Origin of the sequence: Cupriavidus taiwanensis LMG 19424 (assembly GCF_000069785.1) — a bacterium.
In the GTDB taxonomy this organism is placed as follows: Bacteria; Pseudomonadota; Gammaproteobacteria; order Burkholderiales; family Burkholderiaceae; genus Cupriavidus; species Cupriavidus taiwanensis.
The window spans coordinates 727796-745670 of record NC_010530.1 but is presented as its reverse complement, the minus strand read 5'-3'; the positions used below and the strand labels follow the sequence as shown (position 1 = coordinate 745670).

Annotated in this window: 16 protein-coding genes and 1 pseudogene; 8 read left to right on the top strand and 9 right to left on the bottom strand. The window is 68.7% G+C overall.

Going from position 1 to position 17875, the window contains the following annotated elements:
- The first annotated feature begins 243 nt into the window (after positions 1 to 243).
- Positions 244 to 1665, top strand: a complete 1422-nt coding sequence (locus RALTA_RS19060) for a DUF2252 domain-containing protein (RefSeq protein WP_012355525.1) — start codon at positions 244 to 246, stop codon at positions 1663 to 1665.
- Here the strand turns inward: RALTA_RS19060 and RALTA_RS19055 are convergent.
- The 4 genes and pseudogenes from RALTA_RS19055 to psrA all read right to left on the bottom strand — a co-directional run.
- Positions 1662 to 1919 (bottom strand): annotated as a pseudogene (locus RALTA_RS19055) (Mov34/MPN/PAD-1 family protein); the annotation flags it as partial. The gene RALTA_RS19060 and the pseudogene RALTA_RS19055 overlap by 4 nt on opposite strands.
- Before the next feature lie 33 nt (positions 1920 to 1952).
- Positions 1953 to 3398 (bottom strand): phosphonoacetaldehyde dehydrogenase, encoded by a 1446-nt coding sequence (phnY, locus tag RALTA_RS19050; protein WP_012355524.1) that lies wholly within the window; start codon positions 3396 to 3398, stop codon positions 1953 to 1955.
- A gap of 87 nt (positions 3399 to 3485) precedes the next feature.
- Positions 3486 to 4790: an MFS transporter gene (locus RALTA_RS19045; RefSeq protein WP_012355523.1), complete on the bottom strand. Its 1305-nt coding sequence runs from the start codon at positions 4788 to 4790 to the stop codon at positions 3486 to 3488.
- A gap of 74 nt (positions 4791 to 4864) precedes the next feature.
- Positions 4865 to 5956, bottom strand: coding sequence for an iron-containing alcohol dehydrogenase PsrA (gene psrA, locus RALTA_RS19040; protein WP_012355522.1), 1092 nt, complete (start codon positions 5954 to 5956; stop codon positions 4865 to 4867).
- A gap of 247 nt (positions 5957 to 6203) precedes the next feature.
- On the opposite strand from psrA, the gene RALTA_RS19035 reads away from it, so the two are divergent.
- Positions 6204 to 7076: a LysR substrate-binding domain-containing protein gene (locus RALTA_RS19035; protein WP_012355521.1), complete on the top strand. Its 873-nt coding sequence runs from the start codon at positions 6204 to 6206 to the stop codon at positions 7074 to 7076.
- Here RALTA_RS19035 and RALTA_RS19030 read toward each other — a convergent pair.
- The 3 genes from RALTA_RS19030 to pedF all read right to left on the bottom strand — a co-directional run bounded on the left by RALTA_RS19030 (position 6995) and on the right by pedF (position 9815).
- Complete coding sequence (locus RALTA_RS19030) at positions 6995 to 8014, bottom strand: YihY/virulence factor BrkB family protein (RefSeq protein ID WP_012355520.1); 1020 nt, start codon at positions 8012 to 8014, stop codon at positions 6995 to 6997. The genes RALTA_RS19035 and RALTA_RS19030 overlap by 82 nt on opposite strands.
- Positions 8015 to 8370: 356 nt before the next feature.
- Positions 8371 to 9279: a substrate-binding periplasmic protein gene (locus RALTA_RS19025; RefSeq protein ID WP_012355519.1), complete on the bottom strand. Its 909-nt coding sequence runs from the start codon at positions 9277 to 9279 to the stop codon at positions 8371 to 8373.
- A gap of 56 nt (positions 9280 to 9335) precedes the next feature.
- Positions 9336 to 9815, bottom strand: coding sequence for a cytochrome c-550 PedF (gene pedF / locus RALTA_RS19020; RefSeq protein ID WP_012355518.1), 480 nt, complete (start codon positions 9813 to 9815; stop codon positions 9336 to 9338).
- Positions 9816 to 10087: 272 nt separating this feature from the next.
- On the opposite strand from pedF, the gene RALTA_RS19015 reads away from it, so the two are divergent.
- Positions 10088 to 12097, top strand: a complete 2010-nt coding sequence (locus RALTA_RS19015) for a sigma-54-dependent Fis family transcriptional regulator (RefSeq protein WP_012355517.1) — start codon at positions 10088 to 10090, stop codon at positions 12095 to 12097.
- 24 nt (positions 12098 to 12121) lie between these two features.
- On the opposite strand, the gene RALTA_RS19010 is transcribed toward RALTA_RS19015, so the two are convergent.
- A complete protein-coding gene (locus RALTA_RS19010) occupies positions 12122 to 13081 on the bottom strand; it encodes an MBL fold metallo-hydrolase (RefSeq protein WP_012355516.1) in 960 nt (319 codons plus the stop codon).
- Positions 13081 to 14016, bottom strand: coding sequence for an alpha/beta fold hydrolase (locus RALTA_RS19005; RefSeq protein ID WP_012355515.1), 936 nt, complete (start codon positions 14014 to 14016; stop codon positions 13081 to 13083). Before RALTA_RS19005 ends, RALTA_RS19010 begins: the two co-directional genes overlap by 1 nt.
- An 84-nt stretch (positions 14017 to 14100) precedes the next feature.
- Here RALTA_RS19005 and pqqA point away from each other — a divergent pair, with 84 nt between their 5' ends.
- The 5 genes from pqqA (at position 14101) to pqqE (ending at position 17291) form a co-directional block, all read left to right on the top strand.
- Positions 14101 to 14175 carry a pyrroloquinoline quinone precursor peptide PqqA gene (gene pqqA / locus RALTA_RS19000; protein WP_012355514.1) on the top strand — a complete coding sequence of 25 codons (75 nt, stop codon included), beginning with the start codon at positions 14101 to 14103 and terminating at the stop codon, positions 14173 to 14175.
- 93 nt (positions 14176 to 14268) lie between these two features.
- Entirely contained in the window at positions 14269 to 15186 is a 918-nt protein-coding gene (pqqB, locus tag RALTA_RS18995; protein ID WP_012355513.1) for a pyrroloquinoline quinone biosynthesis protein PqqB, read from the top strand.
- Positions 15183 to 15875, top strand: a complete 693-nt coding sequence (gene pqqC / locus RALTA_RS18990) for a pyrroloquinoline-quinone synthase PqqC (RefSeq protein WP_012355512.1) — start codon at positions 15183 to 15185, stop codon at positions 15873 to 15875. The genes pqqB and pqqC overlap by 4 nt, the downstream gene beginning before the upstream one ends.
- On the top strand, positions 15872 to 16144 hold the full coding sequence (gene pqqD, locus RALTA_RS18985; RefSeq protein WP_012355511.1) for a pyrroloquinoline quinone biosynthesis peptide chaperone PqqD: 273 nt from the start codon (positions 15872 to 15874) through the stop codon (positions 16142 to 16144). Before pqqC ends, pqqD begins: the two co-directional genes overlap by 4 nt.
- On the top strand, positions 16116 to 17291 hold the full coding sequence (pqqE, locus tag RALTA_RS18980; protein ID WP_012355510.1) for a pyrroloquinoline quinone biosynthesis protein PqqE: 1176 nt from the start codon (positions 16116 to 16118) through the stop codon (positions 17289 to 17291). The genes pqqD and pqqE overlap by 29 nt, the downstream gene beginning before the upstream one ends.
- The last annotated feature ends 584 nt before the right edge of the window (positions 17292 to 17875 follow it).

Below are 17875 nucleotides of genomic sequence, written 5' to 3'. Positions count from 1 at the left end.
TGGAGCATCCACGCTGCCTGAAGCTACCTTGATTCGCTGACGGGAGGCGTGCGCCACGATAAAGCCAGCCGGGAATAAGGAGTCGAAGGTACTGGCCAATGGTCGGAGGGCAGCTTAGGTGAAGGCGGTCTTGGCGCGCGATGGCCGTCCCCACCGGGGCTGATGCAGTCGATAGATTCCAGCACGGGGCCGGCAATGCCGCCAGGCCGATGCCAGGATAAGGGCAATAACAAGGGAGGCACCATGGCTAAGGCAGACAAGAACCTTCGTAACGGCAAAAGCGCACCCTCTGGCGCCTACCTGACTGCCGACGAACGCGCGGCTCGGGGGCGGGCCCTGCGCGACACGGTACCGCGCTCTTCTCATTCTGGCTGGACGCCAGCCGCGGACCGTCGCGACCCGGTGACGCTGCTGGAAGAATCGAATGCCGGCCGGATGATGGAACTGGTCCCCATCCGCTTCGGCCGCATGTCGGCCTCGCCCTTCGCCTTCTACCGGGGCTCTGCGGCAATCATGGCTGCCGACCTGGCAGGCGAGCCCACGAGTGACATTCGCGTTCAGGCCTGTGGCGACGCGCACCTGATGAACTTCGGTGGCTTCGCCACGCCTGAGCGCAACATCATCTTCGATATCAACGATCTCGACGAGACACTCCCGGCCCCCTTCGAATGGGACTTGAAGCGACTGGCGGCCAGCATCGTCATTGCGGCGGACCATCTGGCACTACCGAAGGGCGACGCCGCCCGCGTGGTGACCGACGCCGTGCGCGAGTACCGAGAGCGGATGCACAACTATGGCTGGATGCGCGCGCTCGACGTTTGGTACGACCGCATTGACCTGCAGAAGTATGAGGACCGCTCTGGCGACCCCGACATCGTCGCGGCGGCGCGTAAGCGGCTGGCGGAGCGCATCGTGGCGGAGCGGCGCAAGTCCGTGCCCGAGCACCTGTATCCCAAGCTTGTCTCGGCGGAAGGGGAGATGCCTCGCATCAAGGATGAGCCGCCGCTAATCTTTCATCCATCGGAAGACCTCGCCCCAGGGGCGGCCTCGGGCTACGAGGAAGCCATTGCGGCGTATCGCGACAGTCTGGCCGACCATACACGGGTGCTGTTCAACCGCTTCCATTTCTTCGACTTGGCCGTCAAGGTAGTCGGCGTCGGCAGCGTCGGCACGATGTGCGGGGTGGGCTTGTTCATGGCGGCCGACAACGATCCGCTGTTCTTGCAGGTGAAGGAGGCACGGGCGTCAGTACTGGAGCCGTATGCCGGCAGGAGCGTATATCCCAACCACGGCCAACGTGTCATCGTCGGTCAGCGGCTGATGCAGTCGGCCAGCGATGTTTTCCTAGGCTGGACCCGGGGCAAGAACGGACGCGACTTCTACATTCGACAGCTACGCGACATGAAGATGTCCGCCGTGATCGAGGACTGGGATGCCGGCCTGCTGCGGCAGTATGGCCGGATGTGCGCCCATGCGCTTGCCCGCGCACACGCGCGCTCTGGCGACGCGGCGATGATCGCGGGGTACATGGGCTCCGGGCGAACCTTCGACGATGCGATCTGCGAGTTCGCGACTGAGTACTGCTCGCAGAACCGGAGCGACTACCGGGCCTTCATTGCCGCGATTCGTGAAGGACGAATCGAGGCGAAGATCGAGGAGAGCTAAGCGTGCGGGCGGCGACTTCTCTCCACCGTCTCGAAGACCCCCTTGGCACACAGCCGCAGCGCCATGGAAGGTACCGCGGACGCGCAATTGCCGATCACGAACGCGAACTTCACGTCGTGCCGGTCATCACCATCGTCGGTGGCGGAGAAGTACGCCGGCGCATGACCGTGGGAATGACAGTCGACGACAAGCACATCCTCTGCCCTCAGCTTCGGCCGCTCATACTTCAGGTGGGCAGCGCTGTGCTCAAGGATACAGGGACGAACTGCCCCGCCGGCGCGCGGTGCTTACCAGGGCAGCGAGTAGGTCTTGGTGTTGCAGAAGCTCTTCATCGCCTCCAGCACGCCCTCCTTGTAGCCAAGGCCAGAATCCTTGATCCCCCCGAACGGCGTCAGCTCGAGCCGGTACCCCGGCACTTCCCGCACATTGACGCTGCCGACCTTCAGCTCGCGCACGAAGCGCGTGATGTAGTCCAGCCGGTTGGTGCAGACCGACGACGACAGCCCATACGCCGTGCCGTTCGAGATGCGGATCGCCTCGTCAATATCGCTGAAACGGATCACCGGGGACACCGGGCCAAAGGTCTCGTGCTTCACCACCGTCATCTCCGGATCCACATGGTCGAGCACGGTGGGCGAATACAGTGCGCCGCGCCGGATATTGCCGTAGCGCAGCGTGGCGCCGGCGGCGATGGCTTCGTTCACCACCTGCTCGAACTGGATCGCCGCCGCCTCGTCGATCACCGTGCCCATGTCGACCTTGGGGTCCATCGGATCGCCGTAGTTGAGCGCCTCGGTCTTCGCCACCAGCAGGTCGACAAAGCGGTCCGCCACGGACTCGTGTACCAGCATGCGCTTGATCGCCGTGCAGCGCTGGCCGGAGTTCTTGTACGAGCCGCTGGCGGCCAGCGTCGCCGCCTCTTCCAGGTCGGCGTCTTCCATCACGATGATGGGATCGTTGCCGCCCAGCTCCAGCACCTGGCGCTTGTACGTCGCCTTGGCGGCGATGTACTTGCCGATCGGCACGCCGCCGGTGAAGGTGACCAGGTCGACATCGGGGTGCGTCAGCATCTCGTCGGCGATCTCGCGCGGGTCTCCGGTGATGACAGACAGCATCTGCGGCGGCAGGCCGGCTTCATACAGGATATCGGCCAGCATATAAGCCGCCAGCGGCGTCTTCTCGCTGGGCTTGAGCACCATGCGGTTGTTGGTGGCCACCGCCGGCGCGACCTTGTGGACCACCTGGTTGAGCGGGTGGTTGAACGGCGTGATCGCGGTGATCACGCCCAGCAGCGGCTCGCGCAGCGTATAGACCTTGCGGCTCTTGCCGTGGTGGGTCAGGTCGCACGAAAACACCTGGCCGTCGTCGACCAGCGCCTGGTTGGCGGCGAACAGCAGCACGTCCGAGGCGCGGCCGACTTCGTACAGCGAATCCTTGCGGCACAGGCCGGATTCCAGCGTGATGGTGCGCGAGATCTCGTCCAGCCGCGAGGCGATGATCTCGCCCGCGCGCATCAGGATCTTGTAGCGCTCGTAGCGCGTCAGCGTGGGCTGGTAGTCGCGCGCGATGCGGTAGGCGCGGCGCACGTCGTCGAGCGTGGCCCTGGGCACGGTGGCGATGACTTCGCCGGTGTAGGGGTAGGTCACCTCGATCACGTCTTCGCGGAAGATCTTCTCGCCGGCGATGCGCAGGGCCTCGTGGCGGATATCGGGAATGGCATGCAATGCGGTCATGGTTCTGCCCTCGCGGGTTTCAGAGCAGTGTGTTGAAAGACAACGCGGCCGTCGCAGGCGGGCCGGCGCGGTGCCGGCCTCACCTGGCTAGCGGCGGATGAACGCCGCGATCACGGCGCTGATGACGCAGCTGGTCGCCACGATCGGAAACACCATCGAGGTATTGCCCGAGTGATCCAGCATGCGGCCGATCAGGGGCTCGCCCAGGCCGGCGAGCAGGTAGGAGAAGAAGTTCAGGATGCCGGTGGCCGTACCTGCCCGCTTCGCGCCGACCAGGTCCGGGCACAGCGCCCAGAACGACGAGGCCGGGCCGTAGACGAAGAAGCCGGCGAGGAACAGCGCAACGATGGCGCCCATGCCCGTCGGCAGCTTATACATGACCATCGAGGCCACGGCACCGAGGACCATGTACAGCATGATGGCCTTGCTGCGGCTGGAGCCGAACAGGCGGTCAGAGATCCAGCCGTTCGAAAGCGCGCCCAGGGCCATGCCCACCGGCAGCGCCACCGAGATCCAGGCCGGGTCGATCAGGGTGTCGGTATGCTTCCAGTCCTTGCCCAGGAAGTGCACCGGCACCCAGACGATCAGGCCATAGCGCGCGGCGTTCTGGAAGCCGATCGACAGGCCCGCGATGATCAGGCGCGGATTGCGCAGCACCGCCTTGTAGCGCGACCATGAGCTTTCGTCGGCATCGGTCTCGGCTGGCGCGTGCGGGCCGGCATCCTCACCCTTGGCCACCCCGGTATCGGGCGACTTGTAGCCCAGGTCTTCCGGACGTTCACGGACGACCAGGTAGAACGTGATGCCGCCCAGCAGCATCAGCAGCACCGGCAGGCGGAAGATCCAGCGCCAGTCGAGATGCAAGATATTGACCACCACGATCGAGGTCACGAACGACAGCACCGAGGCGCAGCCCGCCGCGAACACATAGAAGCCGTAGACCTTGCCGCGTTCCTGGGCGCCCCACCAGTTCGACAGCAAGCGGCTGCCGGGCGCCCAGCCGAGTGCCTGGAAGTAGCCGTTGATGCCCCACGGAATCGCCAGGCTCTTGAAGCCGACGGCGAAGCTGACCACCCAGTTGGCCGCGCACGACAGGATCGCGCCGGCGGTCATCACGCGGCGCCCGCCGAACTTGTCGCCGAGGTTGCCGTTGATGGCCTGGCCGATGGCATAGCACCACAGCAGGCAGGTCGAGGCCCAGCCCAGCGCCGCCTTGGACAGGCCGAACTCTTCCTGGATGCCGGGAATGGCAAAGCCGAAAGTCTGCCGGCCGGTGTAGAAGAAGAAATAGCAGAACATGGCGGCCAGCAGCATCCGCCACTGCGCGCGCCGGAACGATTGCTCGGCCGGGGCGACGAACGCCCCCACCTGGATGCGGTCGGCTGTTTCCATGGTTGTCTCCTTTTATATTGTCGGCCCGTCTGTCGGGCTCGTCTGGCCGGGTAAACACCCGCCGTGGGGAACCGCTACGCAGGCACGGCGCCGATGAAGTTCTTGCCGCGGGCACCGTCCAGCGCACGCGCGATCATGGCGCCGGCCTCGTCGTCGCTGACGCCGTAGTCGGCAAACTCGGTCTTCACGCCCAGCCCTTGCAGGAAGCCGCGCAAGCGCTGCTGCGCGGCGGGCAGCGACGGCCCGAACAGCCGCTGCAGCGTGCGGTCGCGGTCGGGGCGGCGCGCCCACGCCTTTTCCAGCACCAGCGGCAGCGTGAACGAGCAGGCGATGCCGTGCGGCAGGCCGTGGCGCAGCGTCATCTCGTAGGAGATCGAATGCGCCAGCGCGGTCTTGGTGTTGGAAAACGCCAGTCCGGCCTTGAGTGCGGCCAGCGCCATGCGCTCGCGCAGCGACAGGTCATCGAGGTTGCCGGCCAGCTGCGGCAGGGTCTCGAAGATGTCCTCGACCGCCGACACCGCGAACGTGTCGGAGACCGGGTTGGCGTTGACGTTCCAGATCGACTCGAGCGCGTGGGACAGCGCATCGAGGCCGGTGGCAATGGTGGTGCCGCGCGGCACCGACAGCATCAGCTGCGCATCGACGATGGCCGCTTCGGGCCACGTCTGGGGCAGGTGCAGCGAGTATTTCTTCTGGTTCGCGGCGTCCCAGATGGTGGCCCACGGCGTGACTTCGCTGCCGGTGCCGGCGGTGGTCGGCACCGCGATCAGCGGCTTGACCTGCGCCGGCGCGAACGACTTGCCGCTTGCCAGCAGGCTGATCAGCGAGTCGAAGCGGCCCGAGCGGGTACCCACCATCAGCGCCTTGGCGGTATCGATGGCGCTGCCGCCGCCGACCGCGACGATGGCGTCGCAGCGGTCGGCGTGTTCCCAGAAGCGGTTGTACAGGCCGGACAGCTGCGCCACGTCCGGGTTGGGCTGCACGTCTTCGATCAGCCCGGCCAGGTCGGCGCCCAGCAGCGCCTCGAGCCGTGCCACCAGTCCCAGCGCGCGCGCTTCCGGGAAGGTCACGATCACGGCGCGCCGGCCGTGCAGCAGCGCCGGCAGCTGGTCGAGCGCGCCGGCCCCGCAATGGATCGACACGGGGTTGTGGTAGGCGTGAATCATGGGGTCTCCTTTGTTCTGGCTTCAGGTAGCGTTTGGCCGCGGCCTGCGCCGCGCGCCCGGTTGCCAGAAGTGTGGGAGACGCCAACCACCCGGTCCAATCGCATCTTTGACGCCCGCCTGCGCCAAAACCGATGGATCGCCGCTGCGCTACGCCGGCCTCGGGGAAACCCTGTACGCATCGGCACGCAGCTGTGGGAGACTCTTCGGACACGCCGCGCCAGGCGGCGCACAGCCCTCGTCCCTATCCATGTTCCACCAGTACTACAAGTCGATCCGCTGCTTCCACGCGGTGGCGCGCACCGGCGGTTTCACCGCCGCGGCGCAGTACCTGCATATCGGGCAGCCCACCGTGACCGACCAGGTCAAGGCGCTGGAGACGCGCTTCGGCGTGGAGCTGTTCCTGCGCAGCGGGCGCACCGTGCGGCTGACCGATACCGGCGAGCGGCTTTATGCGATTACGCAGGGGCTGTTCGGGCAAGAAGAGGAAGCCATGCAGTTCCTGCACAGCGCGCACAAGCTCAAGACCGGGCTGGTGCGGGTGGGCGCGGTGTCGCCGCCGATCGCGCTGGGACTGGCACGCAGCTTCCGCAGCGCGCACGCGGCGCTGGAGCTGACCGTCACCATCGGCTCCGAAGCGTCGGTGCTGCGCGGGCTGCAGGACTTCGACATCGACGTCGGCATCGTCGCCGAGCCCGACCCGGTGGCGGGCCTGCATATCGCGCCCTATCGCAGGGAACGCATCGTCGCGGTCATGCCGGCCGGCCATGCGCTGGCGGCGCGCGCGTCGGTCACGCTGCAGGACCTCGCCGGCGAACCCGTGATCCAGCGCGAGCCCGGCTCGAAGACGCGCGACCGCGTCGAGCGCGCCTGCGCGCAGCATGGCATGGCACTGCACTGCGTGATGGAGATCAACAGCCGCGAGGCCATCCTGCATGCGGTGGCGAGCGGCATGGGGCTCAGCTTCGTCACGCAGATCGAATGCATCCCGCTGCCGGGGCTGCAGGTGGTGCCGGTGGACGAGCCGCTGCTGTCGATCGACTATTCCCTGTGCTGCCTGGCCGTGCGCAAGGAGCGCCCGTTGATCTCGGCGCTGTTCGCGGTCGCGCTGGGGGGTGGCTGAGGCGGCGGCTCGGGCTGCGCCTGCGCGCGCTCCAGTTCGCGCTCGCGCTGTGCCGCGGCCTCATGCCGGCGCGAGCCGTAGCGGCGCGCGTACTGCCAGGTGAATTCCGCGCCCAGCAGGAAGATTTGCGCGGAGTAGTACACCCACAGCAGCAGCACCACCAGCGAGCCGGCGGCGCCGTAGCCGTTGGCCACGCCGCTCTTGCCGATATACAGGCCGATCACGAATTTGCCCAGCGTGAACAACAGCGCCGTCACCGCCGCGCCCAGCCAGACGTCTGGCCAGCGTACCTTGGCGCGCGGCATGATCTTGTAGATCATGGCGAACACCACGGTGATCAGCACCAGGCTGACCACGGTGTCGAGCACATGCGCGATCAGTTCCTCGGCGCCGAACAGCGGCCCCCACAGGCGGTTGAGCGCGGAGATGGCCGCGCTCAGCAGCAGCGACACCACCAGCAGGAAGCCGATGCCCAGGATCATGCCGAACGACAGCAGCCGCGCGCGCAGCAGCGCGAAGATGCCAGAGGTCTTGCGCCGCTCGGGCACTTCCCAGATGCGGTCCAGCGCGGACTGCAGTTCGGCAAACACCGTGGTGGCGCCGACCAGCAGCACCACCACGCCGACGACCGCCGTCAGCGCGCTGGCAGCGGGCTTGCTGACCGCCAGCAGCATGGCTTCGATGGTCTTGGCACCTTCCGGGCCGAGCAGCCCTTGCAGCTGCGCCACCACTTCGCCCCGCGCGGCATCGTGCCCGAACACCACGCCGGCCACCGAGATCACGATCAGCAGCAGCGGCGCGATCGAGAACACCGTGTAGTAGGCCAGCGCCGCGCCCATGCTGGGCGCGTAGTCATCCACCCAGGCGTTGACGGTATCCCGCAGCAGCCCGTAGAGCGCGCGGGGCGAGGACAGCAGAACCGACGAAATGGAAGGCATCGCACGATCCCCAGTCACGATACTGCCCTGCCCCCGCAATTCCCGTTCCTGCCCGCGCCATGTGCTGCGGCGATGTGCTGCGCGAACGGCAGGCGGGGCGCCACAGGCCATCTGGGCGCAAACCGGCGCGGCATCGGGCTGCCGCAGGTGTGCCAGTTGCACGACCCGGGGATGCCGGATCGCATGCATTCTTTACAACGCCCCGCCTCACGGATCATGCCGTAAGCGACCGTCGTTCCCGCGAAGGCGGGAACCCAGTGACTTTATCCCCGAAGGGGGCGCAAAAGACGCCGGATTCCCGCCTTCGCGGGAAGGACCGTAGTGATTGATGGCTTGACTGATCGTCATTGTCCGCCTCACGGCGCCTGCATCGACACTCCGTAGCCGCCGAAAATGCGCGCCAGCTCGCCATTGCCGCGCAGCGTGTCCAGCGCTGACTGCAGCGCCTCGGCCAGTTCGCGTTCGCCGGCCTTGACCGCCATGCCGACGGCCCAGCCGCGCGGCGGCAGCAGCGGCGCGCTGATATCGCTGGCGGCATAGCGGCTGGCGGCGTGGCCGCCCGCCTTGAGGGCGCTTTCATACTGCGCGCGCGTCACCAGCGCCGCGGCGATCTCGCCCGAGAACAGCGCGTGCAGCGCCAGGCCGGCCTCGGGGTAAATCCGGACCCGGTCGCGCAGCACGCCGCCGCCCCCGGACAACAGCGCATTGGCGCCGGCCGAGCCCGCGGCCGCGCCGGTCGGCTGGCCGGCCAGGTCTTCCAGGCCGCGCACGTCCGGTACCCGCTCGCGGTCCCGCACCAGCACGAAGGTCTCGCGATAGTAAGGGGCGATGATCAGCGCCTTGTCGTTGGCTTGCATGAAGGCCCGATCCACCGGCACGTGCAGCATCACGTCGGCCGGGCCGTAGCCCAGGTAATGGCCACGCCAGACCATGGCGCGCAGGTCGTCGGCCATGTTCTCGTCGGCATCGAACGGCATCAGCGCCACGGACAGGCCCAGCGCCTTGCCCAGCGCCTGCGCCAGTGCCACATCGATGCCGGCGTACTGGCTCCCGGCCAGCGCCGAAAACGGCGGCAGGCCCTTGTACACTGCCACCTTCAGCGTGCCGGCCTGGCGGATCCGGGCCAGGTCGGCATGCGCCGGCGCCATGCTGAGCAAGGCGGCGCCAGCCAGCAGGACGCGGCCGAGCCAGCGCAGCACCCGCGCCGGCAGCGCGGGCAGGATGGAAACGGTAAGCCGTGGGCCGCGGACAGGGCTGGCAGTCATGGGCTTTCTCCAATTGGACGAAGGAACCGGCGGCTTGCATAGGGTCACGACGGACCTTACTCGTGGCGCGATTCCAGGTACGTCTTGATGGCCCAGACCGCCTCCTGGCTGAGCACGCCGTCGAACGGCGGCATGTAGACACGGCCGTCGCGGGTGCGGCCCTTGCGCACGGTGGTGGCATAGAACTGCGAGATCTCGCTCTGGCAGGCCTGCTTCTTTTTGGCGTCAGCCAGCGCGACGCAGTCGCCGTCCAGCTTGCGCAGGTCGGGAGCAATGCCGCCCGACACGGCTTCCAGACCGTGGCAGCGCGCGCAGTTCTGGTTGTACGCCGACGAGCCGATGCGCAGCGCCTCTTTGTGCGCATCGCCTGTGCGGTAGGGATTGTCCGGACGCCATTCGTCGCCCAGCTGTGGTAACGCTTTGGTGTCGACGGCCTGGGGCGTGACATCGCCGTGGGCCAGCACCGGGCCGGCGGAAAAAGCGGTCAGGGACGCGCAAAGCGAGAGCAAGGCGAGCAGGCGGCGCTGCGTTTTCATGGATGTCTCCTACAGTGATGGGGCTGGCTTTGTGTGCTGCTTTGGTTTGCCCTGTTTCCGCAAGAGCCATACCAACGCGGCGGCGCGGTGCAAAGGCAGCGTTTGCCGGGCCAAAACGGCCACCGCATCGCTGCGGCGCGGCGGCGGTGTCCCGGAATGCCACACCCTGGCAAGTGTTTTGCTTCACCACGCAACACTGCCGAGCGCGCCTGGCGCGGACGGCGGCGACCCGCGCAAAGATCGCGGGCGGATTTTCCACAGGAGACCGAGACATGACCATCCAGCCGGAGCCGGCCCGTCCGCAAGCGGACGCCCACGTCGATGCCGGGCAGCACGACCGTGCCGAGCTGATCGCCCAGGCCCACCAGCGCTCGGAGTCTTATGGCCTGCGCCCCTATGAGTCGCCCGATTTCTGTCCGGTGCTGCAAAGCGAGCTGAAGACCCGGATCGAACGCAGCCAGTCGCTGTTCACCTATGCCCTGCCGGTGATGGAGACGCTCCACGACCAGATCGTCGACACCCAGAGCATGATCATCCTGACCGACGCCGATGGCCTGATCCTGCACGCCATGGGCGACGACGACTTCCTTGCCCGCGCCGACAAGATCTCGCTGCGCCCCGGCTCGGAGTGGTCGGAGGCGCGCCGCGGCACCAACGCCATCGGCACGGCGCTGGCCGAGAACCGCGCCACGCTGGTCCACGGCGCCGACCATTACCTGGAGGCCAACCAGTTCCTGACCTGCTCTTGCATGCCGATCCTGGACCCTTACGGCAAGACCGTTGGGGCGCTGGACGTAACCGGCGACCAGCGCGGCTTCCACAAGCACACCATGGCGCTGGTGCGGATGTCGGCGCAGATGATCGAGAACCAGCTGTTCGGCAACGCCTTCCGCGACATGGTGTGCATCCGCTTCCATTCGCGCGCCGAGTTCCTGGGCACGCTGGTGGAGGGCATCGTCTCGTTCACGCCCGCCGGCCGCTTCCTGTCGGCCAACCGCAGCGGGCAGTTCCAGCTGGGCCTGTCCAACGGCGCGCTGCAGGCGCACACCTTCTCTTCGCTGTTCGGGTTGTCGATGTCGCAGCTGTTCGACGCGGCACGCGCGGCCCATGCGGGCATCGTGCAGCTGCACCTGCCCAGCGGCGTCAAGGTCAGCGCGCGCGTGGAATGGAAGTCCCCTGCCGCAACCGTGATGGGCGCCGCCGAGGCGCGCCAGGCGGGCACGAGCGGCGCCACCGCCATGCCGCGCAGCCTGGCGGCGGGCCCGGCGCCTTCGCCTGGGCTGGATGAGCTGGACACGGGCGACGCGCAGATCCGCACCGTGATCGGCAAGCTGCGCAAGGTGATCGGCAAGGACATCCCGGTGATGGTGCTGGGCGAAACCGGCACCGGCAAGGAGCTGTTGGCGCGGGCCATCCACGCCGACAGCGCGCGCCGCGCCGGCCCCTTCATTGCGGTGAACTGCGCCTCGATCCCGGAGAACCTGATCGAATCGGAGCTGTTCGGCTACGAGGAAGGCGCCTTCACCGGCGCCCGCAAGAAGGGCGGCATCGGCAAGATGCTGCTGGCCAACGGCGGCACGCTGTTTCTCGACGAGATCGGCGACATGCCGCTGCACTTGCAGGGCCGCCTGCTGCGCGCGCTGCAGGAGCGCGCGGTATCGCCGCTGGGCAGCAGCAAGGTGATCCACATCGACGTCTCGGTGGTGTGCGCCACCAACCGCAACCTGCGCGACCTGGTCGCCAGCGGCCAGTTCCGCGAAGACCTGTATTACCGCCTCAACGGCCTGGTGGTGCGGCTGCCGGCGCTGCGCGAGCGCAGCGACCTCGACGTGGTGGCCGGCAAGCTGCTGCGCCAGGACCATGGCGGGAGCGCAGCCGAGGCCGCCGGCGCGCCGCCGCGCATCAGCGACACAGTGATGGCGATGTTCCGCCGCTACCACTGGCCGGGCAATATCCGGCAGCTGGCCAACCTGCTGCGCACCGCGCGGCTGATGGCCGAAGGCGAAGCCGAGATCACCGAGGACCACCTGCCCGACGACTTCCTTGACGACCTGCGCGAGCCGCCCGCCGCCGTGGCGTCCGCGCCCGCCGCGCTGGCCGCCGCGATGCCCGCGAGCAGGCAGCCCACGCGCCTGGCCGAGGTCGAGGCGATGGCGATCGTGGCCACGGTCAGGGCCCACAACGGCAATATCTCGGCCGCGGCCAAGGCGCTGGGGATCTCGCGCAACACGGTCTATCGCAAGATGGAAGAGGCACGCGGGCTGCCGCAGCAGGCCGGCTGAAGACCCTGGACGCGCATGCCGGCTTCAGGCCGGCGGCTCGCCCTGCATCCACGCGTCCTCCAGCTGGCGCCAGGCGCGCTGGAGGTTGAGCGGATGGCGCGTCGGGAAATGGCGCCAGTGGCGGAACGGCCCGGCCGCCACGGCATCGGCCGCCTGGTTTGCATCATGACCGGCCGCCAGCGCCGCGCCGATGCCGTTCGCAAGCGCATCGAGGTACGCCAGCGTCGGCACCAGCGTCTGCGCGGGCGTGCCCGTCGCGGTGGCGACGACGGTGTCCGCCGGCAGCGTGGTCAACTGCCGCAGCGCCTGGCGCCAGCCCTGCAGCGACGCTTCCTGCATCTCCGGCACGCGTTCGCGGTACGCCAGTCCGCCGGCGCACAGCAGGCGCCGCTGCGGCGCGTACAGCACGGTGTCCGAGGCGCTGTGGGCGGGCGCATGCACCTGCACCCGCCACGCCGTGTCGCCCGTGTGCAGCCACGCGCCGTCCTGCAGCGCCGGCTCCGGCAGCACGATCGCGGTACCGCGCACGGCCGCGGGCCCGAGCTGCGCGCTCAGGCTGGCCAGGCAGGCCTCGCATCGTTGCCGCATCAACGCGGCAGTGGCGGCCGACGCCAGGAACTGCGGCCGCGGCCGCAGCCCGGCGAAGGCCGTGTTGGCCAGCACGTGCTCCGGATGGGCATGGGTGTTGACCACCCAGCGCACCGGCTGCGTCGTCAGCGCCCGGATCGCGCCGAGCAGCGCGCCGCCCCACGCCGCCTGCGGCCCGGGATCGACCACCAGCACGCCCGCGCGCGTGACATGGACCAGGCTGGGCACCACCGCGCCGGCGTTGGCGCGCGTGGCTTCGGCATTGGCGGCGCGGGCGACGTAGATGCCGGGCTGCAGCCGGTCCAGCACAACCCGCGTGCCGGCCGCCGTGGCGGGCCGCCAGGCGTCGAGCGCCAGTGCCAGCGTGGTGCCGAGAAAGGCGCGACGCGTTGCCATCAGCGCCGCCAGGCGCTGGCGCGGATCGCGCCGGCGAGCGCGTCGCGCAAGGCGCCGTCCGGCAGGTGCCCGCCGTCGACCCATGTCAGCCGCGCGACCGGCATGGCCTGCCGCAACCGCAGGGCATTGGCGGGCCGGCACACCGCGTCGGCGCGGCCATGCAGCAGCGTCACCGGCAGGCCATGCGCGGCGATGTCCCGCGCCGCGCGCAGCAACGCCGGCTTGCCCAGCCGGGCGCGGTTGCGCAGGTAATGCGCCTGGATGCGGTATTTGCGTACCGCGGCCAGCCGCTCGCGCGCGGACTGCCGGATTCCCTGTGCAACGTCGCGCAGGCCGAGCCGCTCCAGCTCGAGCCGGCGCCACGCCGCCGCGGTGTCCCGTTTTTGAACAGCCGTCCCACTTTGCAACAGTCGGGACACCGTCAGCAGCCGGGCGCGCGCGTCGGGCAGCCGCTCGCCGGCCGGCGCGACGCGGCGCAGCAGGCCTGCGCCGGCGCGCGGCGCAAACAAGCCCAGCACGTCGTCGCGCCCGGTCAGGAAGGCGCCGCGCAACACCAGCGCGGCCACCGCATGCGGATAGCGCGCGGCGTAGGCCAGCGCCAGCGCCGCGCCCCACGATCCGCCGACAACGCCCCAGCGCGCCACGCCCAGCGCCGTGCGCAGCTGTTCCAGGTCGGCCAGCAGCGCACCGACGTTGTTGCGCCGCAGGCCGCCTACCGGCGTCGAGCGGCCGGCGCCGCGCTGGTCGGGCATCACCACGCGGTGCCGTTGCAGATCGAACCATGCCGCCATCGATGCCGCGCAGCCGCTGCCCGGTCCGCCGTGAAGGACCAGCCAGGGCTCGCCCTGCGGCGGACCGCTCAGCCGCACGTGCAGGCGCTGGGCGTCCGGCGTGCGCAGGTGGAAGACGGTGCTGTCCATGATCGGGTCGGGCATGGTTGTTGCCTTTCAGGGCCTTGCGGCAGCCACGCTGCCATGCCGCGACGCTAATCACTAACCATGCCACCCAAGGAGACAGACATGACGTGGACCACGCCCGCCTATACCGAGCTGCGGCTCGGCTTTGAAATCACGATGTATATCGCCAACCGCTGATCCGCCGCCGCGTTTCGCAGACGGGCGCCGCCGGCGGTTGCCGGCATGGCGCCTGCGCGGCAACGCCATGGCCCACCCTCGAGCGCTCGCGCCATGACCACCATCCGGGTACTGGGATCGGCCGCCGGCGGCGGCTTCCCGCAGTGGAACTGCAATTGCCGCAACTGCGACGGCGTGCGCCGCGGCACCGTGCGCGCCACGCCGCGCACGCAATCGTCGATCGCGGTGTGCGGCGACGGCCCGGAAGCGATCCTGGTCAACGCCTCGCCCGACATCCTGCAGCAGCTGCGCCAGACCCCCGCGCTGCAACCCGCCCGCGCCGCGCGCGACACCGCGATTGCCGCGGTGCTGCTGATGGACGCGCAGATCGACCACGTCACCGGCCTGCTGATGCTGCGCGAGCACCGCCGGGCGCTGCCGCTCTATGCCACCGCCAGCGTGCTCGAAGACCTGGCAGGGGCGTTTCCGCTGACGCGCATCCTGTCGCACTATTGCGGGCTGCAGTGCCACGCGCTGCCCTGCGACGGCATGGCGTTCTCGGTGCCGCCGCTCGATGGCGTGGCGCTTACCGCGGTCCCGCTGCAAAGCAAGGCGCCGCCCTACTCGCCCAGGCGCCACGCGCCGCAACCCGGCGACAACATCGGCCTGCGCATCGAAGACCGCCACAGCGGACGCAGCGCCTTCTATGCGCCAGGGCTGGGCCAGGTCGACGACCACGTGTTCGCGCAGCTGCGCCGCGCCGACGTGGTGCTGGTCGACGGCACTTTCTGGCGCGACGACGAAATGCAGGCGCTGGGCTTCTCCACGCGCAGCGCCGCCGACATGGGCCACCTGGCCCTGTCCGGGCCGGGCGGGATGATCGAGGTGCTGGACCGCCTGCCCGCCCGCCGCAAGATCCTCATCCATATCAACAACACCAATCCGGTGCTGGCGGAAGACTCGCCCGAGCGTGCCGAGCTGGCCCGGCACGGCATCGAGCTGGCTTACGACGGCATGGAAATCGCGCTATGACTGCCACCGTTGCCTGGACTCCGGCCGAATTCGAGGCGCGCCTGCGCGCCCGCGAAAGCGGCTACCACATCCACCACCCGTTCAACCAGCGCATGGCGGCAGGCCAATGCACGCCCGCGCAGATCCGCACCTGGGTGGCCAACCGCTTCTACTACCAGGCCAGCATCCCGCTGAAGGACGCCGCGATCCTGTCCAACTGCCCCGACCGCGCCACGCGCCGCGAATGGGTGGTGCGCATCCTCGACCACGACGGCACTGACACCCAGCCCGGCGGCATCGAGGCCTGGCTGCGGCTGGGCGAGGCTGTCGGCCTGGAGCGCGACGCGCTGCTGAGCCACCAGCAGGTGCTGCCCGGCGTGCGCTTCGCCGTCGATGCCTATGTCAACTTCGCGCGCCGCGCGCCTTGGCAGGAGGCGGTGTGCTCGTCGCTGACGGAGATGTTCGCGCCCAAGATCCACCAGGAGCGGCTGGCCGGCTGGCCCTCGCACTATCCGTGGATCGAGGCCGGGGGGCTGGACTACTTCCGCTCGCGCATCCCGCTGGCGCGGCGCGACGTCGACCACGGCTTGCGCGTGACGCTGGACTACTTCCGCAGCGCCGCGCAACAGCAGCGCGCCCTCGACATCCTGCAATTCAAGCTCGACGTGCTGTGGTCGATGCTCGATGCCATCCAGCAGGCCAACCCATGACCGCCGGCACGCAAGACCTCGCCACGCCCACCCTGCACCGCACCTTCCGCCTGCAGTGGGAAGACTCGCAGCAAAGCTGGGTGCTGCTGTATCCGGAAGGGATGGTCACCCTCAACGACAGCGCCGCCGCGATCCTGCAGCGCTGCGACGGCAACCATACCCTCGACATGCTGATCGACGACCTGCAGGCAGCCTTTGGCGTGCAGGGCATCGCGCCGGAGGTCCACGCCTTTGTCAAACATGCCACCGAACGCGGCTGGCTGGTCTGAGCCGGCGCCGCCCGGCCCGCCGCTGTGGCTGCTGGCGGAGCTGACCTACCGCTGCCCGCTGCACTGCGCGTTCTGCTCCAATCCGGTCGACTATGCCCGCCATGCCGAGGAATTGGATACCGCGCAGTGGTGCGACGTGTTTACCCAGGCACGCGCGCTGGGCGCGGTGCAGCTGGGCCTGTCCGGCGGCGAGCCGCTGCTGCGCAAGGACCTCGAGACGCTGGTGCGCCATGCGCGCGGCCTCGGCTTCTACACCAACCTGATCACCTCCGGCGTGGGCCTGACCGATGCCCGCCTGGCGGCGCTGCGCGAGGCGGGCCTGGACCATATCCAGCTGTCGTTCCAGGACTCCACGCGCGAGCTCAATGACTTCCTGTCGAGCACGCGCACGTTCGAGCTGAAGCAGCGCGTTGCCAGGCTGATCAAGGCGCACGGCTATCCGATGGTGATGAACTGCGTGCTGCACCGGCACAACTTGCCGCACGTCGGCACCATCATCGAGCTGGCCTTGCAGCTCGGCGCCGAATACCTGGAGCTGGCCAACACGCAGTATTACGGCTGGGCCTGGGAAAACCGGCTGGCGCTGATGCCGACCCGCGAACAGCTGATCGAGGCCGAGGCCGTGGTGCGGCAGTACCGCGCGCGCATCGGCCGGCAATGCCAGCTCCTGTTCGTGGTGCCGGACTACTTCGAGGAACGGCCCAAGAAATGCATGAACGGCTGGGGCACGACGTTCCTTGGCGTGGCGCCGGACGGCACCGCGCTGCCGTGCCACGCGGCCCGCATGCTGCCGGACCTGGTGCTGCCCAACGTCAAGACTGGAACGCTGCGCGATATCTGGCAACACAGCGACGCCTTCCGCCGCTTTCGCGGCACGCAGTGGATGCCGCAACCGTGCCGGTCCTGCGAACACCGCGAAGCGGATCTAGGCGGCTGCCGCTGCCAGGCCTTCCTGGTCACCGGCGATGCCGCCGCGACCGACCCCGCCTGCGCGCAGGCACCCGGGCACGGGCGGCTGCGCGAGATCGTGCTGGAGGGCCGGTTGGCGGCGGCACAAACTGCGGCGCAAGCGCGCGAGTATCCGATGGTGTTTCGCAGCGATGCCAACTCGTTGAGATTGGGTTCATCGCGGAATTCCGGGGGATAAGGTTGGGCCGCGCGGATAGATGCGGTTGACTTCGTGGATGCTCCGGCCCTCTCCCCCGCCCCTCTCCCGCCAGCGGGAGAGGGGAGCAAACATGCGGGCAACAAAAGCCAGACGGGTCGCCCGCGACAACGCGTGCGAGCGCAGCGACGCACTCCGTGCCAGAGCATTAGACCTAAGATAGAGCGCGCGCGCAGCGCAGCCGAAGGCGTCCCACCAATAACGTGATAAGCAGGCTGCCACCGACCTAAAGTCGGGTTCGTCCATCCGACCTCGAACGCCAGGCACCTCCAGGTAGCGTCAGCAGGGTCGAACCACCAACCGCCTCACCGCAAGTCACCACCGTTCGAACCACCAACGCCGCCTTGGCCAGCCGCCCAGGCGACGCGCTCTTTGCCTCCTTTCTGTCGCTCGGACAGAAAGGAGGTCGCCGGCTACGCCGGCGAAACAGCCCACGCCCGCCAAGCACGACAAACCAAGAACCCACGGATACGGCGAGCGCTGAATCAACGCCCGCGCCGGCGCCGCCGCAAGCGGGTCTTGCGCCGGCCGAACAGCAGCACCCGCCAAGCATCACAAACCAAGAA

Excerpts from the sequence above, each read along its gene's own strand:
- RALTA_RS19035 (WP_012355521.1), top strand. The coding sequence starts at position 6,204 with ATGTTCCACCAGTACTACAAGTCGATCCGCTGCTTCCACGCGGTGGCG.
- RALTA_RS19060 (WP_012355525.1), top strand. The coding sequence starts at position 244 with ATGGCTAAGGCAGACAAGAACCTTCGTAACGGCAAAAGCGCACCCTCT.
- phnY (WP_012355524.1), bottom strand. The coding sequence starts at position 3,398 with ATGACCGCATTGCATGCCATTCCCGATATCCGCCACGAGGCCCTGCGC.
- RALTA_RS19015 (WP_012355517.1), top strand. The coding sequence starts at position 10,088 with ATGACCATCCAGCCGGAGCCGGCCCGTCCGCAAGCGGACGCCCACGTC.
- RALTA_RS19025 (WP_012355519.1), bottom strand. The coding sequence starts at position 9,279 with ATGACTGCCAGCCCTGTCCGCGGCCCACGGCTTACCGTTTCCATCCTG.
- RALTA_RS19005 (WP_012355515.1), bottom strand. The coding sequence starts at position 14,016 with ATGCCCGACCCGATCATGGACAGCACCGTCTTCCACCTGCGCACGCCG.
- pqqD (WP_012355511.1), top strand. The coding sequence starts at position 15,872 with ATGACCGCCGGCACGCAAGACCTCGCCACGCCCACCCTGCACCGCACC.
- RALTA_RS19010 (WP_012355516.1), bottom strand. The coding sequence starts at position 13,081 with ATGGCAACGCGTCGCGCCTTTCTCGGCACCACGCTGGCACTGGCGCTC.
- psrA (WP_012355522.1), bottom strand. The coding sequence starts at position 5,956 with ATGATTCACGCCTACCACAACCCCGTGTCGATCCATTGCGGGGCCGGC.
- RALTA_RS19030 (WP_012355520.1), bottom strand. The coding sequence starts at position 8,014 with ATGCCTTCCATTTCGTCGGTTCTGCTGTCCTCGCCCCGCGCGCTCTAC.
- RALTA_RS19045 (WP_012355523.1), bottom strand. The coding sequence starts at position 4,790 with ATGGAAACAGCCGACCGCATCCAGGTGGGGGCGTTCGTCGCCCCGGCC.
- pqqE (WP_012355510.1), top strand. The coding sequence starts at position 16,116 with ATGCCACCGAACGCGGCTGGCTGGTCTGAGCCGGCGCCGCCCGGCCCG.
- pedF (WP_012355518.1), bottom strand. The coding sequence starts at position 9,815 with ATGAAAACGCAGCGCCGCCTGCTCGCCTTGCTCTCGCTTTGCGCGTCC.
- pqqC (WP_012355512.1), top strand. The coding sequence starts at position 15,183 with ATGACTGCCACCGTTGCCTGGACTCCGGCCGAATTCGAGGCGCGCCTG.
- pqqB (WP_012355513.1), top strand. The coding sequence starts at position 14,269 with ATGACCACCATCCGGGTACTGGGATCGGCCGCCGGCGGCGGCTTCCCG.